Genomic DNA, 15,345 nt, shown 5'->3' on the forward strand with positions numbered 1-15,345 from the left:
CCGCCTTCAGCGGTCGTAGGCGATCAGGGACGGCGCGGAGTTCGAGTGCTTGCCGAGTACGCCGGGAGTGTGTCCCAGCGGTCAGGCCTGCCACTCGTCAGCGGCACGAGACGAGCCCGGGCCGGGTGGCACGCCGTTCGATCCGTCAAGCGGTCGAAGCGCTACAGATCCTGACAAGCTCAGGGATCAGAATGGTGAGCAGGTCGGCGTCTTGGGGGTGGACGGGTTCGTATTCGGTGATGCCGAGTCCCACGATCTCAAACCGTGAGGTCAGAGCGGCGATCTGAGCGGTCAGTTCCTCGGCGGAAAGGCCGCCGGGTTCCGGTGTGCCGACGGACCTGAAGTACGCCGGGTCGAGCACGTCGAGATCAAGGTGAATGTAGAGCGCCGCCCCGTCGGCAAGGGCGGACAGGTCACCGATGCCCGCCTCCCGTACGAACTCGGTTTCGCCGGGATCCAGCGCCCGGACCCCGACCAGGGCGACCCGTTGTGGTTTGAGTGTCCGATCGGGAACCAGCGCGGGCGGGCCGTCGCCGAGCAGTGTGCGCAGCACCATGCCGTGGAAGGCGCCCGAGGGGGAGGAGGCGAGGGTGTTGAGGTCGCCGTGGGCGTCGAACCACACGACCGCCAGCCGCTCGCCATGCTGTCGCAGGACCGCCGAGATCGGTTCGAGTTCTACACCGCAGTCTCCGCCGACTGTGACCACGAATCCGTTCTGCGCTTGCGAAAGCGCTTGACGGGTGTTGACGGCGGTCTGCGCGAGAGTCTCGGCGATCGGCACGCGCAGGTGCTCGGCATCGGGAATCATGGCGGCCAGCCGGGCCGCTCCCTCGATCAGCCGGGTGGCCGTCGGAGAGGACGACCCCTGCCACTGGGGCACCTCGATCACTGTTATCCGGGACAACGCTCTCCTCCTTCTGTCGTGCGGCCCCAGTCTTGTATGTTCCAATCACCAAGGTCTACTTCGAATTTCTTCGAATACTGTTAAGGATTTCTTCGTGTTGGATCCGGTCCGGCTTCGCCTGCTCTGCGAGCTCGCCCACCGTGGCACGATGACCGCAGTCGCCGCCGCCTGCGGGCTGACCTCCTCGGGGGTCTCTCAGCAGCTCGCCACACTGGAACGGGAGGCGAAGGTCCGGCTGTTCGAACGAGCCGGGCGCCGTGTGCGGCTCACCGCCGAGGGCCATCGACTCGTGGGTCACGCCCAAGCCGTACTGGACGCGCTGGAGGCCGCGCAGGCTGATCTACGCGCCGCCGGGACACCCCGTGGGCCGCTTCGAGTGGCATGCTTCGCCACGGCCGCCGCGCAGCGGTTGCTGCCGGCCATCGCCCTGGCTCGCCCGCTCTACCCCGAGCTACACCTCATCGTCCACGAACTGGAACCGGGCGAAGCCGTCGCGGCCGTTCGCGAAGGACGCTGCGACATGGCGATCACCTACTCGTACAACGTGACCCCCCAGCGAACGGCGCCCGGACTCGTCCTTGAGCCGCTCGGTACCGAGCCCGTGCTCGTCGCCCTGCCCGAAGGCCACCGAGACACCGGGGAAAACGTCGACCTCCGGCTCCTCGAACGTGAGCAATGGATCGCCGGCTCTCGCGGCACCGCCGACCATGAGCTCATCCAACGGGCCTGTGCAACGGCGGGCTTCCTGCCGAACATCACCCACACCGCCGACGACTACGCCCTCATCCTCCGCATGGTCCGCCACGGCCTGGGCGCGGCCCTGGTCCCCGAACTCGCCGCCGTCTGGGGTCTCCCGCCCGGCGTGCGCCTCCTGCCGATCACCACCGCGCACCTCACCCGCCACACTCACGTCCTCACCCGTCAGGCCACCACCCGCCTCCCCGCGATCCGAGCCCTGATCGAACTGCTCTGACGGGCGACCGCCATCGCGCAGAGGGGCGGAGCACCGGCGGTGGACATCTCTCACGGGGGTGCGGGTCTCCCCGCCGGGGCCACCACGCTGCCGCTACTCGACATCGCCTACGGTCACCGACCGCGACCACACCCTTTGGACTCATTCGTCCAAAGGGCTTCGCCCGGCTCCGCCGGACGGCGGGGCCGGGCCGGTGCGAGCCGGACTACCGTGCGACGGCGCGGCCGATCACCATCCGCTGGACCTGGTTGGTGCCCTCGACGATCTGCAGGACCTTGGCCTCCCGCATGAAACGCTCGACCGGGAAGTCCTCGACGTAGCCGTAGCCGCCGAGGACCTGGACGGCGTCGGTGGTGACCTTCATGCACACGTCGGTGGCGAACAGCTTGGCCATCGCGGCCTGCGTGCCGTACGGCCGACCGGCGTCGCGCAGGCGAGCGGCCTCCAGGTAGAGGGCGCGGGCGGCGGCGATCTGGGTGGCCATGTCGGCGAGCATGAAGCCGATCCCCTGGAAGTCGACGATGCGCGAGCCGAACTGGCGGCGCTCCTTGGCGTAGGCGGCGGCGACGTCGAAGGCGGCCTGGGCGACGCCGACGGCGCAGGCGGCGATGCCCAGCCTGCCGCCGTCCAGGGCGGCCATGGCGATGCGGAAGCCCTCGCCCTCCGCGCCCAGCAGCGCCTCGGGGGCGAGCCGTACCGAGTCGAAGCGGACCTGGGCGGTCGGTGAGGACTTCATCCCCATCTTCCGCTCGGGCCGGCCGAACGACAGTCCCTCGGTCCCGGCGGGAACGTGGAAGCAGGAGACGCCGCGACCGCCGTCATCGGAGGTGCGGGCCATCAGGGTGTAGAAATCGGCGACCCCGCCGTGGGTGATCCAGGCCTTGACCCCGTCCACGGTGTAGCCGTCGGTGCCGGGCACGGCCCGGGTGGCCAGTGCGGCGGCGTCGGACCCGGACTGGGGCTCCGACAGGCAGTAGGCGCCCAGCCACTCGCCGCCGAGCATGTCCGGCAGCAGCTCGGCGCGCTGCTCGGGGGTGCCGTAGGCGGCGACCGGGAAGCACGACAGGGTGTGCACCGACAGGCCCAGCCCGACGGCCAGCCAACCGGCCGCCAGCTCCTCGATCACCTGGAGATAGACCTCGTACGGCTGCGCCGCGCCGCCGTGCTCCTCGGGGTAGGGCAGCCCGAGCAGGCCGGCCCGTCCCAGCGTGGTGAACACCTCGCGGGGGAAACGCCCGGCGGCCTCGTCGGCCGACGCCCGGGGTGCCACCTCCTTGGCGATCAGGTCGCGGACCAGCTCCAGCAGGTCGCCGGCCTCGGCGGTCGGCAGCACGCGCTCAACGGTCATCTTCGAACACTCCAGGTCGTGGGCGTGGGCGACAAAAGGGGTGACCGGGATCACCGGCCACCCCGATTGTGGCACTTGCTACACGATGACGAGTTCGCGAGGTCGGTGGTTGACCCGTTCGCCGCCTTCCTCGGTGCAGACGAGGATGTCCTCGATGCGCGCGCCGTGGGCTCCGCGGAGATAGATGCCCGGCTCGACGGAGAAGGCGAAGCCCGGTGCCAGCGGCTCGGTGTTGCCCGCGACGATGTAGGGCTCCTCGTGGGTCTCCAGGCCGATGCCGTGACCGGTGCGGTGGATGAAGTGCTCGCCGTAGCCCTCGGCGGCGATCACCTCGCGCGCGGCGGCGTCGATCGACTCGCACGACACGCCGGGCCGTACGGCCGCGCAGGCGGCTTCCTGGGCGCGCTGGAGCACCTCGTAGTACTTCACGAAGTCGGCCGGGGGCTCCCCCACCGAGTAGACCCGGGTGGAGTCGGAACAGTAGCCGCTGGGCATCTGGCCGCCGATGTCGACCACGACCGGCTCGCCCGCCCGGATGACCCGGTCGGACAGCTCGTGGTGCGGGCTGGCGCCGTTGGGCCCGGAGCCGACGATGACGAAGTCGACGGTCGCGTGTCCGGCCGCGATGATCGCCTCGGCGATGTCCTTGCCGACCTCGCGCTCCGTCCGGCCGGCCCGCAGGAAACCGGGCACCTGAGCGTGGACGGCGTCGATGGCGGCGCCCGCCTCACGCAGCGCGGCCACCTCGGCGGGGCTCTTGCGCATGCGCAGCCCGCGCAGGACGGTCCCGGCGAGCACCTGCTCCGCGCCGGGGATCGCGTCGCGGAAGCGCAGCGACTGCATCGCCCACATCCGGTCGGCCAGCCCGACCCTGGCGACCCGGCCCAGGCGCGCACCGACGACCGCGTAGGGGTCGTCGGTCTCGTCCCAGGGCACGAACTCGATGCCGAGCCTCGACGCCGGCGAGTGCTCGGCGGCCGGCAACTCCAGGCGGGGCACCATCAGGAAGGCCTCGCCCCTGGCCGGCAGCACCAGGCAGGTGAGCCGCTCCAGTGGCAGCGCCTCATAGCCGGTCACGTAGCGGAGATCGGGGCTCGGCGTGAGCAGCAACGCGTCGAGGCCGGCCGCGGCGGTCGCCTCCCGGGCGGCGGCGAGGCGGGCGACGGGATACAGATCAGAGGACTCCATTGTCACACCGACCAATCTAATCCTGGGCGTACCAACGTCACATCCGGCCCCGAACGTCGAGGGAAAGTTCGGGAAAAGCAGCCGGAGCGGCGACAACGTCACTACACTCCGTCGAAGGACGATTACATTTTGTCGACAGAATGTCCGTAAGGCCCCACATTCCGAGAGCGAGCTACATGGTCGGCGTAGTGGGCGGCCACCAGCCACCCCTCCACCCACGAAACGACCTCGTGACCGGTTCCGCCCCGCTGACCGCGGCAGAGATGGTGCAGCGGTTGCGCGGAGAGCTGGACGAGCACATGGCCGTGGAACAACAACTCCTCACCGTTCGGCTGGCACACGCCGAGCGGCTGGGCAACCTGGGCTGGGCCGAGTGGAATCTCCAGACCGGGGAGTCCTTCTGGTCCGACCACACCTATGCGATCTTCGGTCGCGACCCCGGCGAAGGGCCGATCCACCTGCGGGATCTGGCCTGCCACGTCGAGACGACGGACCGGGCGGACCTGGACCGGCTGCTACGGACCGTCCTGCACGACGCCGAGCCCGGGCAGGCCGAGTTCCGCATCCGCCGCCAGGGAGAGGTCCGCAACCTGCGAGCGGTCCTCGATCCCGTGGCGACCGGCGGGCGCAGCGCCGTGCACGGAGTGATCCAGGACATCACCGGCCGGCGCCGGGCCGAGCGGATCATGTCGGAGTCCCGGCGCCAGCTCCTGGAGGTCCGTGAGCAGGCGGCCGAGGAACGGCACCTCAGCGTGGCCCTGCGGGACGCGATCATCCCCGATCTCGGAATCACCGCCGACCTGCCCGGCGCGCGGATCGCCGTCCGATACCTTCCGGCGGGCAGGAAGGCGGGTCTCGGCGGCGACTGGTACGACGCCGCCCCGCTTCCCGATGGCCGGATGCTGCTGACCATCGGCGACGTGTCCGGGCACGGCCTGCCCGCCATCGCCCAGATGGCCCGGCTCCGGCACGCGCTGGTCGGCCTGGCGATGACCGGTGAGCCGCCCCAAAGGCTGCTGACCTGGCTCAACGACCTGGTGATGCATCGGCTGGCGGAGACCACCGCGACCGCGGTGGTCGGCCACCTCGACCCGGCCACCCGCGTGTTCACCTGGAGCCAGGCCGGCCATCCCGCGCCGATCCTGATCCGCGACGGGGCGGCCGCCCAGCTCGACCCGCCCGCCGGGGTGCTGCTCGGCGCCACGCTCACCGTGCCGTACGAACCGGCCGGTGTGCGGCTGCGCGGGGGCGACCTGCTGCTGCTGTTCACCGACGGGCTGGTCGAGCGGCGCTCCCGCGACATCGACGAGGGTCTCGCGCTGGTCCTGGAGGCGGCGGCCGACCTCACGGGAGGCGACCTGGAGGCAGGGCTGGACCGGCTGATCGAGCGGGTCGGCGGCCCCAATCCCGAAGACGACACCTGCGTGCTGGCGATCAGCGTGCGCGGCGGAGGCGTGCAGGCTCGCTGAGCCGACGGGGGCGCGGTTCGGACCCGGCCGCCCCCCGATGACGTCGTCGCCTGTCAAAGCGATGTTCACCCTCCGGCTGTTCGCGCAGACACCACGACGTCTATGCCTTCCGCCCCCGGGGTCCCGGCACGTAAGCCCCGCTCCACCGGCCGGCCCGCTCACAGTCCCGATGGGAGGGCGTCGCGGTGCTGCACGCGCTTGGTATCTCCGAATCGGCCGGCGTCGTCTACCGGCGGCTGGTCGTCACCGCGGCGGGAACCCTCACGGAACTCACCGAACACCTGAACCTCCCGCCCAGGACGGTCGCCGCCGCCCTGCACGACCTGGAACAACGCGGCCTGGTCACCAGGACGGCCACCAGGCCGGCCCGGTTCGTCGCGGCGCCGCCGGACACCGTGGCCGAAGGCCTGTTGCTGCGCCGGCAGACCGAGCTGAACGCGGCCCGGACGGAGCTCGACGACCTGGTCAGGGCGTATCGGGACGGCCGACAGGCACGGGCGACCGGCGAGTGGATCGAGATCGTCACGGGCCAGGAGGAGCTGGCCGGCCGGGTGCGGCAGCTCCAGCACGGAGCACGCACCGAATTCTGCGGTTTCGTGAAGCCGCCGTACGTGGCGCAGAGCGTGGACGAGTCCGACGATCTGACCAGCCCCGAGGTGACCTATCGGGTGCTGTACGACGTGGATGTGCTGGAGCACCCGAAGTTGCTCAGCAGGATTCGCAGCGCGAACGCCCCGCACGAGGAGGTCCGGGTGCATCCCGAGCTGCCGATGAAGCTGATGATCACCGACCGGCGCACCGCCCTGCTCCCCCTGGCCAGGGTCGGCCCGACCAGCGTGCCGAGCGCGGTCGTCGTGCACCCCAGCGGGTTGCTCGACGCGCTCCTGGCGCTGTTCGAGCACTACTGGGCGGCGAGCACACCGCTACGCGTCGACGAGAGCGCCTTCGACTCCGACTCTCCGATCGACGGCAACCTGCCGATCCTGGCGCTGCTGGTGGTCGGCGCGACCGACCGCACCATCGCCCACCAATTGGGGGTCAGCGCCCGCACCGTGCAGCGGCGGGTGAGCGACATGATGGCCGCCGCGGGCGCGCAGAACCGCATCCAGCTCGGCTGGTACGCCGCGAAGAACGGATGGCTGGACGACCCTCGGCAGGTCGGCGGCCTCCCTTCCGATCTGCGTCATGGCGCAGAGGCGACAGGGACTTGACCTTCTCGGCGACCTCCTGCCAGCGAATACTTCCGGTCGTGCCCTTATTGAATTTCGGAGACGACTGATGCGTTCACCGCTCCTCCCTCTTCTGGCGCTCGCACTGGTCGCGCCGCTCGCGATGACCGGCCAGCCCGCGTCGGCTTTGACAACCACCTCCCCACAGCCCCCGGTCGCGGCCGTCAGCCCCGGCGACGGCATAGTCAAGGACCGGCACACCGTCACCCTCATCACCGGCGACCGGCTCGCGGTCGGCAAGGACGCGGACGGCGAACCGACCGCACAGGTGCTGAGCAAGATGCCCGGCACCGTCTCGGTCAGCATCGTCAGCAACAAGAGGGGCCTGTTCGCACTGCCCAGCACGGCGCTGCCACTACTGGCTTCGCACAAGGTGGACCCGGAGCTGTTCAACCTGACCAGGCTGGTCGCCGACGGCTACGACGGCGCCGGGGTGAAGGTGGCCGTCCTGGACACCGGAATCGACGGCGGGCTGGGGGGTCGACGGCGACAGTTACCCGACGCTGTACGCCATCCCCAGCGGGGAGGCCGAGCAGGGCACGTTCGTCTACACGGCCCGGGCCGCGATGGCCGCGCCACCGCTCAAGATCACCCGAGCGGACCGGCCGGACACCCCGTTGCCGTTGTCGCAGGCGACCAACACTCACTACCAGGGCGACTACCGGGGTGCGCTGATCGACGTGGGCCACGCCGACGCTGCCGACCTGGCCGGCAAGGACCTGCGCGGCGCGATCGTGCTGCTGCACCCGACGATCTTCTCCGACGGAGAGAATCCCCCGCCCGGCTCGTCCGTGACCGAGCGGATGACCGTCTTGAAGAAGGCCGGCGCGGCACTGGCGCTGGTGATCCAGTCGACCCAGAGGTACTGGAGCTGGGGAGAGGGGCTCTGGAACGCCGACGCGCTGCCGGTCGCGGTCATCGACGAATCGGCCGGTGAGGCGCTGGCCAAGGAGATCGCCACCCACCCCGTGCGCATCCGCGCGACCGGTACGGTGAGCAGCCCGTACGCGTACTACACGACGAACGGCCCGCGGAAGTCGATACCGGCGCAGCAGCAGGTGGTCCGGCAGCAGCAGTTCGCGACGGTGCAGGCGGACTACCACCAGGGGCCGGCCGCCGACGGCTACGCCTGCCGGTACGCGCACTTCATCGAACCGGGCTACCCGTACGCCTACGGTGGTTACTTCCCTTCCTGCACGCTCATCGGATACCCGGCCTCACGCACCGAGTTCCTCCAGGACAACGGAGCGCGCTGGCAGTTCAGGGCGCCGGCGACAGCCCCCAACCTCGCCCGGGAGACCTTCTACCAGAACGAGGGCGTGCTCAAGGCGGGACAGCGGTTGACCGAGGCGCCGTTCAAGGCTCCGCTGCTGCCGTGCGCCGCGCCGTTGGAGCCGCCGCTCGCCCCCGGTTTGACGACGTACACCGCCGGACGCACCGGGGACCAGATCACCATGTCGCTGACGAACCTGTGCGGGCCGAAGCTGGACAGCTTCGTGTTCTCGGACTGGGAGGACCACCTGAACGTGGCGCTCTACCTGGACGGTGAGCAGATCGGGACGGACGGCAACGCCGGGGTGGACTCGGCCGACCATGTCTACCGGCTGGTGGCCGAGGTCGACCGGGACGCCGCGGGCCTGTCGAAGACCTCGACCCACTCGAAGACCGAGTGGACCTTCCACTCGGCTCACACGGACGAGGAGTCGGCGCTGCCGCTGCCGCAGATCGGCATCGACCTGCCACTCGGGCCGGACAACTACGCGTTGCGGTCCCAACGGCAGGTGGTGCGGCTGCTGCCGGGTCACCAGCAGGGCGCCAAGGATGTTCCGTTCACCTCGGTGACGGCGTCCTACTCCACCGACGACGGCACGACCTGGCACGATGTGCCGGTGCGGCACGGCAACGACGACTGGGAGGCGACCATCCAGCCGGGTGTCGACAACGGGTTCGTGTCGCTGCGAGTGTCTGGAACCGACAAGTCCGGCAACTCGGTGACCGAGACGGTCACCCGCGCCTACGGGCTCACCGGTTCCAAGACCGATCAGCGATAAGAAGACCCTCGACAGCTGACGTCGTTCGGCGGCCACCGGTGACCTGCCGGTGGCCGCCGAACGCGGATCCGGCCGGCGCCGCGCCCGCCGTCCGGCGGCAGGAGGCGGCCGGCATCCCCGTATCCGGCCGGCCGTTCGGCCGCACGGGCGGCGGGTGCGGCGCCAGGGGGGCATCCGGCGGGTTCTCGTACGGCCCGGCGCGCGTGGTCGATCGGCGCGCACGGCCGAACGGCGCTTGGTTAAATGGTCGCCATGCCCGGCCTGATGCTTCTCGACACCCCCTCCCTCTACTTCCGCGCCTTCTACGGGGTGCCGGAGTCGATGACCGCTCCCGACGGGATGCCGGTCAACGCGATCCGCGGTCTCATCGACATGATCGCCATGCTGGTCCGGCAGCACTCCCCCGGCGAGCTGGCCGCCTGCATGGACGCCGACTGGCGTCCGGCCTTCCGCGTGGCGGCGATCCCGACCTACAAGGCGCACCGGGTCGCCTCGGGTGACGTCGAGGAGGTTCCCGACACGCTCGCCCCGCAGGTGCCGGTGATCGAGCAGGTGCTCGACGCGGCGGGCATCGCCCGCATCGGCGTGCCCGGCTACGAGGCCGACGACGTGATGGGCACGCTCGCCGTCCGCGCCAAGGGGCAGGTGGACATCGTCACAGGCGACCGGGACATGTTCCAGCTGGTGGACGACGCCCAGCCCATCCGCGTCCTCTACACCGCCCGGGGAGTGAAGAACCTCGAACTCGTCGACGAGGCCGCCGTCGCCGCCAAGTACGGTGTTCCCGGCCGCTCCTACGCCGATTTCGCCACCCTGCGCGGTGACCCCAGCGACGGCCTGCCGGGCGTGCCCGGGGTCGGCGACAAGACCGCGGCCACGCTGATCACCCGGTTCGGTTCGCTGGAGGCCCTGCTCAAGGCCGTGGACGAGGGCGGTGACCTGACCGCGGGCCAGCGCGCCAAGCTGGGCGCGGCGCGCGACTATCTCCGGGTCGCCCCCACGGTGGTCCAGGTCGCCCGAGACGTGCCGATCCCGGAGCTGGAGCTCGCCCTTCCCGCGCGGGCGCGCGATCCGCAGGCGCTGGCGGCCCTGGCCGAGCGCTACGGTCTGGGCGGTCCCCTGGGACGCCTGGCGGAGGCGTTCTCGCAGACGTCGGGCTGATCCCCGCCCCGTCGCGAGTGCCGCCGCGAGCCGTTCGGCCGTATCACGCGATCCGGTCGCGCGAGTCATCCGCCGTATCGGGGGAAGGCGTAGTAATCCGGCACTCGCGTACGGAGGAGGCGGCATGGACGGATCGATCGCGCTCGAGCACGGCCATCGACCCGGCGCTCTGCCCAATGGTGATTCGCCTGCTCGCCCTCGCACGCCTCCCGGGCATCAGGTGGGGCCGGCATGACCGGGAACGGTAGGTTGATCCCCGTGCCTCACAAGAGCATCCGGGTGCCCGGAGAGTCCCATCCCCGGCTCGACGATGGTTTCGAGCGGATCCGTCGGGAGCTGAAGCTGCCGGAGGAGTTCCCCCGGGCCGTGGCCGATGAGGCCGAGTGGGTCGCCGAGGTGCCCGCGCTGCCCGCGCTGGATCGGACCGACCTCCCGTTGATCACCGTCGACCCGCCCGGGTCCATGGATCTGGATCAGGCCATGCATCTGGAGGAGCGGCCCGGCGGTTATCGCGTCTGGTATGCCATCGCCGACGTCGGGGCGTTCGTGCGGCCCGGCGGGGCGATCGACGCCGAAGCACGCAGCCGTGGTGAGACCGTCTACATGCCCGACCTGCGGGTGCCACTGCACCCTCCGATCCTGTCGGAAGGCGCCGCCAGCCTGCTGCCCGGAGTGACGAGACCGGCCGCGCTGTGGTGTGTCGATCTCGACGCCGACGGCGGCATCGTGGGCGCCGACGTGACCCGGGCGCTGGTGCGCAGCCGGGAACGGCTCGACTACGACTACGTGCAGGCGGCGGTGGACACCGGAACCGCCGATGGCACGTTGCGGCTGCTGGCCGAGATCGGCCGGCTCCGGCTCGCGCTGGAACGGGCCCGGGGCGGGGTCACCCTGCCCACCCCCGAGCAGGAGGTCGTTCCCGACGGGGACGGCTACCGGGTGGAACTGCGCGCTCCGCTGGAGGCCGAGGCCTGGAACGCGCAGATCTCGCTGCTCACCGGCATGGCTGCCGCCTCGATGATGCTCGATGCCGAGATCGGCCTGCTGCGGGTGCTGCCGCCCGCCCCGGCCGAGAAGGTCGCCCAGGTCCGCAGGGTGGCCGCCGCCCTCGGCGTGCCGTGGCCGGAGGGCGCCGCCTACGGCGACGTCGTGCACGGGCTCGATCCCAAGATCCCCGAGCAGGCCGCGTTCCTGGAGGAGTCCACGGTGCTGCTGCGCGGGGCCGGCTATGTGGCCTTCAACGGCGAGCCGCCCGTCCAGGCGGATCACGCGGCGGTGGCCGCGCCGTACGCACACGTCACCGCTCCGCTGCGCCGCCTCATCGACCGCTACGCCATCGAGATCTGCCTGTCGATCGCGGCGGGCGAGCCGGTGCCCGAGGAGATCCAGAAGGTCATGGGCGAGTTGCCCGGCATCATGCACACCACCGGGCGGCGCTCGGGCGCGGTCGAGCGGGCGTGCGTCGATCTGGTGGAGGCGTTCGTGCTGCGCGAGCGGGTGGGCCAGACGTTCGACGCGGTGGTGATCGACGTGGACGACAACCACTCGTCGGGCCAGGTGCAGGTCACCGATCCCGCGGTGGTGGCCCGCTGTGACGGCGAGGGGCTCGCGTTGGGCGAATCGGTCCGGGTACGGCTGACGCGCGCCGACCCGGCCACCCGGGAGGTCCGTTTCAGCCTGGCCTGACCGCTTAAGCCGTTTCGGCTGCTTCGGCTGCCGGGCCTCTCGGCCCGCGGTCCCGAAACGCCAGAGGCCGCGCCCGGGGGGCTCGGGCGCGGCCTCAGCCATGGGGAACCATGGAGGAAGGCGGTCTACTTCTTCAGGCTCCAGCCCGTGCCGACACCCGCCAGGTGCAGCGCCGCGGCGAGCAGCCCCGCGAGGACGAGCGTGGTGACGGTCACGACGCTGCCGACGGCCACGCCGGCGAGCTGGAAGATCAGTGCGAGCAGGAACAGCAGTGCTGCGGCGAGGGCGAGCATTCCTACCTCCCAGGGCAGGGTTCCAAATGATTCGCCTAGGGGATTTCCATCGTGACCAGCCCGGAAACAGCCCTGAAGGTTACGTTGCGCGCACCAACCGTCACGAGGTATTGACCGGGCGGTCAGTTGGCTTCGGGGCCGGCAGATGGGACGCCTGCCGGCTCCGGATCCGGGAGAGCCGGGACGCGGAACCTCAGCCGAGAGAGGAGTAGGCCACCACGCCTCGCCGGAGCGCCTCCATCGCCTTGCCCGCGTTCTGCTTGACCTTGCCGTTTCTCGGGGCGGCGTCGGAGATCTGGCCGAGCAGGTCGAGCAGCTGCTTGATCCAGCGGACGAAGTCGCCGGCGGCCAGCTCGGAGCCGTTGACCCCGTCCATCAGCACGGCGTCCAGAGTGTGGCCCTTGGCCCAGCGGAAGGCCGCCCAGGCGAATCCGAAGTCGGGCTCCCTGATGAAGGACAGGCCATGGTCACTCTCGATCGACTCCAGCTCGCCCCAGAGGCGGACCATGTCCCCCAGCGCCTTCTGCACTCCGCCCGCGGGGATCCTCGGCTGGCGGGCGTCGTCGGCCTGCCTGGACTCGAAGATCAGCGAGGACACGACGGCCGCCAGCTCGGCGGGGTCCAGGTCGTCCCATAGCCCGGCGCGCAGACACTCGGCGGTGAGCAGGTCCAGCTCGGTGTAGAGCTGGGCCAGGCGGCGGCCCTCGCCGGTGACGCTCTCACCCTCCAGGTAGCCGAGCTGGTCGAGAACGCCGCAGACCTTGTCGAAGGTGCGGGCGATGACATGGGAGCGGCCCTCGACCCGGCGGCGCAACCCCTCGGTCTCGCGCAACAGCTTGTAGTAGCGCTCGGCCCAGCGGGCGTGGTTCTCGCGATCGTCACAGCCGTGGCAGGGATGCTGGCGGATCTCCCGCCGCAGGCGGTTGATCTCCTCGTCCTCCGCCGCGTGGTCGCGTGCCCTGACGGGTTTGCCGAAGTCGCGGTCGCCGACCTTGGCGTGCACGGAGGCGACCAGGTTGGCTCGCTCCTTGGGCGAGCGGGCGTTGAAGTTCTTCGGGATGCGCAGACGCTCGACCGGCTCCACCGGGACCGGGAAGTCGGCCGGCGACAGCTTCTTGACCTGCTTGCCGATGGTCAGCACCAGCGGGGACGGCCCCTCGCCCCGGGAGTTGAGCCCGGGATCGAGGACGACCGCCAGCCCGGCGCGGCGGCCTCCGGGGACGCGGATGATGTCACCGGGCTTGAGCGCCTCCAGCGAGCGCAGCGCCTGCGCCCTGCGGGCCGCGCCACGCTGGCGGGACAGCTCGGCCTCCCGGTCCGACAGCGCCCTGCGCATCGCGGCGTACTCCTCGAAGTCGCCCAGGTGGCAGGTCATCGCCTCGCGGTAGCCCTCCAGGGCCTCCTCTGCGCGGCGCACCTGCTTGGCGATGCCGACCACGGCCCTGTCCGCCTGGAACTGCGCGAAGGAGGACTCCAGGAGCGTCCTGGCGCGTTCCCGGCCCACCTGGCCGACCAGGTTGACCGCCATGTTGTAGGAGGGCCGGAAGCTGGAGCGCAGCGGGTAGGTGCGGGTGCTGGCCAGCCCGGCGACCTGCAACGGATCCATGCCCGGCTGCCACTGGACCACCGCGTGGCCCTCCACGTCGATGCCCCGCCGCCCGGCGCGCCCGGTGAGCTGGGTGTATTCGCCGGGTGTGAGGTCGGCGTGGGTCTCGCCGTTCCACTTGTCGAGCTTCTCGATCACCACGGAGCGGGCGGGCATGTTGATGCCCAGCGCGAGGGTCTCCGTGGCGAACACGGCCTTGACCAGGTTGCGGGTGAACAGCTCCTCGACGACCTCCTTGAAGGCCGGGAGCATGCCCGCGTGGTGGGCGGCCAGGCCGCGCTCGAGGCCGTCGCGCCATTCGAGGTAGCCGAGCACGCCCAGGTCCTCATCCGGCAGGTGCGCGGTGCGCTCGTCGACGATCTGCCGGATGAGATGGCGTTCGGCGTCGGTGGTCAGCCGGATGCCGGCGTGCAGGCACTGCATGACGGCGGCGTCGCAACCGGCCCTGGAGAAGATGAAGGTGATCGCCGGCAGCAGACCGCCGGCGTCGAGGCGCTCGATGGCCATGGCCCGGTCGGGCGGGGCGGCCCTGCGCGGGCGGGAGTAGCCGCGGCGGCCCCTGCCGTACGACTGGCGCTCCTCGTCCCTGGAGATCCGCAGCAGGTTGGGGTGGACCTGCGGCCGGCGGCCCTCCTCGTCCTCCATGAACAGGTCGTACAGGCGGTTGCCGACGAGCATGTGCTGCCAGAGCGGGACCGGGCGGTGTTCGTCGACGATGACGCTGGTGTCACCGCGGACCTCTCCCATCCACTCGCCGAACTCCTCGGCGTTACTGACCGTGGCAGACAGGGCGACCAGCCGCACCGACTCGGGCAGGTGGATGATCACCTCTTCCCAGACCGCGCCGCGGAACCGGTCGGCCAGGTAGTGCACCTCGTCCATGACGACGAAGCCGAGCCCCGTCAGGGTGCCCGACCCGGCGTAGAGCATGTTGCGCAGCACCTCGGTCGTCATGACGACGATCGGGGCGTCGCCGTTGACGCTGTTGTCGCCGGTGAGCAGGCCCACCTTGGCTGCACCGTACCGTTTGACCAGGTCGTTGTACTTCTGGTTGGACAGCGCCTTGATGGGGGTGGTGTAGAAGCACTTGCGGTCCTGCTCCAGGGCGAGGTGGACCGCGAACTCCCCCACGACGGTCTTGCCGGAACCGGTCGGGGCGGCCACGAGGACTCCGTCGCCCGCCTCCAGCGCCCGGCAGGCGTCCAGCTGGAAGTCGTCCAGCTCGAAGTCGTACAGACCGCGGAACGAGGTCAGCGCCGGCCCGCTATCGGCCTGGCTCTGACGGAAAGCAGCGTAACGTTCCGCTGGGGTCGTCATACCCTCCACCCTACCGATATCGAGATTCCGGTCCGTCCGTCGCTCGCCCGGCGCATGAGGTGATCGCCGAGACCACGCTCCGGCGTGTCGCAACCCGCTCCCGCGCGCGGGGCACGGCCC

At 70.7% G+C, this 15,345-nt stretch carries 11 protein-coding genes; 6 read left to right on the forward strand and 5 right to left on the reverse strand.

Annotated elements, in window-relative coordinates; genetic code table 11:
• Positions 1–145 precede the first annotated feature (145 nt).
• Complete coding sequence (locus tag ACQPYK_RS30330; protein WP_433238184.1) at positions 146–904, reverse strand: arginase family protein; 759 nt, start codon at positions 902–904, stop codon at positions 146–148.
• A gap of 94 nt (positions 905–998) precedes the next feature.
• Between ACQPYK_RS30330 and ACQPYK_RS30335 the strand changes: the two genes are divergently transcribed.
• Positions 999–1,877 (forward strand): LysR family transcriptional regulator, encoded by an 879-nt coding sequence (locus ACQPYK_RS30335; RefSeq protein WP_433238187.1) that lies wholly within the window; start codon positions 999–1,001, stop codon positions 1,875–1,877.
• 205 nt (positions 1,878–2,082) lie between these two features.
• Here the strand turns inward: ACQPYK_RS30335 and ACQPYK_RS30340 are convergent, their stop codons facing one another.
• Both ACQPYK_RS30340 and ACQPYK_RS30345 read right to left on the reverse strand, forming a co-directional pair.
• Positions 2,083–3,225, reverse strand: coding sequence for an acyl-CoA dehydrogenase family protein (locus ACQPYK_RS30340; protein ID WP_433238190.1), 1,143 nt, complete (start codon positions 3,223–3,225; stop codon positions 2,083–2,085).
• A gap of 78 nt (positions 3,226–3,303) precedes the next feature.
• Positions 3,304–4,413, reverse strand: coding sequence for a M24 family metallopeptidase (locus ACQPYK_RS30345; RefSeq protein ID WP_433258946.1), 1,110 nt, complete (start codon positions 4,411–4,413; stop codon positions 3,304–3,306).
• A 230-nt stretch (positions 4,414–4,643) separates the two neighbouring features.
• On the opposite strand from ACQPYK_RS30345, the gene ACQPYK_RS30350 reads away from it, so the two are divergent.
• The 5 genes from ACQPYK_RS30350 to ACQPYK_RS30370 all read left to right on the forward strand — a co-directional run bounded on the left by ACQPYK_RS30350 (position 4,644) and on the right by ACQPYK_RS30370 (position 12,009).
• Positions 4,644–5,882 carry a PP2C family protein-serine/threonine phosphatase gene (locus tag ACQPYK_RS30350; protein WP_433238193.1) on the forward strand — a complete coding sequence of 413 codons (1,239 nt, stop codon included), beginning with the start codon at positions 4,644–4,646 and terminating at the stop codon, positions 5,880–5,882.
• Positions 5,883–6,067: 185 nt separating this feature from the next.
• Positions 6,068–7,093 carry a helix-turn-helix domain-containing protein gene (locus tag ACQPYK_RS30355; RefSeq protein WP_433238196.1) on the forward strand — a complete coding sequence of 342 codons (1,026 nt, stop codon included), beginning with the start codon at positions 6,068–6,070 and terminating at the stop codon, positions 7,091–7,093.
• 584 nt (positions 7,094–7,677) lie between these two features.
• Positions 7,678–9,162: a hypothetical protein gene (locus tag ACQPYK_RS30360; RefSeq protein ID WP_433238199.1), complete on the forward strand. Its 1,485-nt coding sequence runs from the start codon at positions 7,678–7,680 to the stop codon at positions 9,160–9,162.
• A gap of 252 nt (positions 9,163–9,414) precedes the next feature.
• A complete protein-coding gene (locus tag ACQPYK_RS30365) occupies positions 9,415–10,323 on the forward strand; it encodes a 5'-3' exonuclease (RefSeq protein WP_433238202.1) in 909 nt (302 codons plus the stop codon).
• A gap of 258 nt (positions 10,324–10,581) precedes the next feature.
• Complete coding sequence (locus ACQPYK_RS30370) at positions 10,582–12,009, forward strand: RNB domain-containing ribonuclease (RefSeq protein WP_433238205.1); 1,428 nt, start codon at positions 10,582–10,584, stop codon at positions 12,007–12,009.
• A gap of 125 nt (positions 12,010–12,134) precedes the next feature.
• Here the strand turns inward: ACQPYK_RS30370 and ACQPYK_RS30375 are convergent, their stop codons facing one another.
• Positions 12,135–12,302, reverse strand: a complete 168-nt coding sequence (locus ACQPYK_RS30375) for a hypothetical protein (protein WP_433238208.1) — start codon at positions 12,300–12,302, stop codon at positions 12,135–12,137.
• A 193-nt stretch (positions 12,303–12,495) separates the two neighbouring features.
• Entirely contained in the window at positions 12,496–15,225 is a 2,730-nt protein-coding gene (locus ACQPYK_RS30380) for a DEAD/DEAH box helicase (protein ID WP_433238211.1), read from the reverse strand.
• Between the last annotated feature and the right edge of the window lie 120 nt (positions 15,226–15,345).

It is taken from the genome of Streptosporangium sp. CA-135522, from assembly GCF_050949235.1.
Classification (GTDB): Bacteria; Actinomycetota; Actinomycetes; order Streptosporangiales; family Streptosporangiaceae; genus Streptosporangium.

What these genes read in the sequence shown, in the direction of transcription:
- ACQPYK_RS30340 (WP_433238190.1), bottom strand. Translation starts at nt 3,225, where the DNA reads ATGACCGTTGAGCGCGTGCTGCCGACCGCCGAGGCCGGCGACCTGCTG.
- ACQPYK_RS30345 (WP_433258946.1), bottom strand. Translation starts at nt 4,413, where the DNA reads ATGGAGTCCTCTGATCTGTATCCCGTCGCCCGCCTCGCCGCCGCCCGG.
- ACQPYK_RS30360 (WP_433238199.1), top strand. Translation starts at nt 7,678, where the DNA reads ATGGCCGCGCCACCGCTCAAGATCACCCGAGCGGACCGGCCGGACACC.
- ACQPYK_RS30365 (WP_433238202.1), top strand. Translation starts at nt 9,415, where the DNA reads ATGCCCGGCCTGATGCTTCTCGACACCCCCTCCCTCTACTTCCGCGCC.
- ACQPYK_RS30375 (WP_433238208.1), bottom strand. Translation starts at nt 12,302, where the DNA reads ATGCTCGCCCTCGCCGCAGCACTGCTGTTCCTGCTCGCACTGATCTTC.
- ACQPYK_RS30380 (WP_433238211.1), bottom strand. Translation starts at nt 15,225, where the DNA reads ATGACGACCCCAGCGGAACGTTACGCTGCTTTCCGTCAGAGCCAGGCC.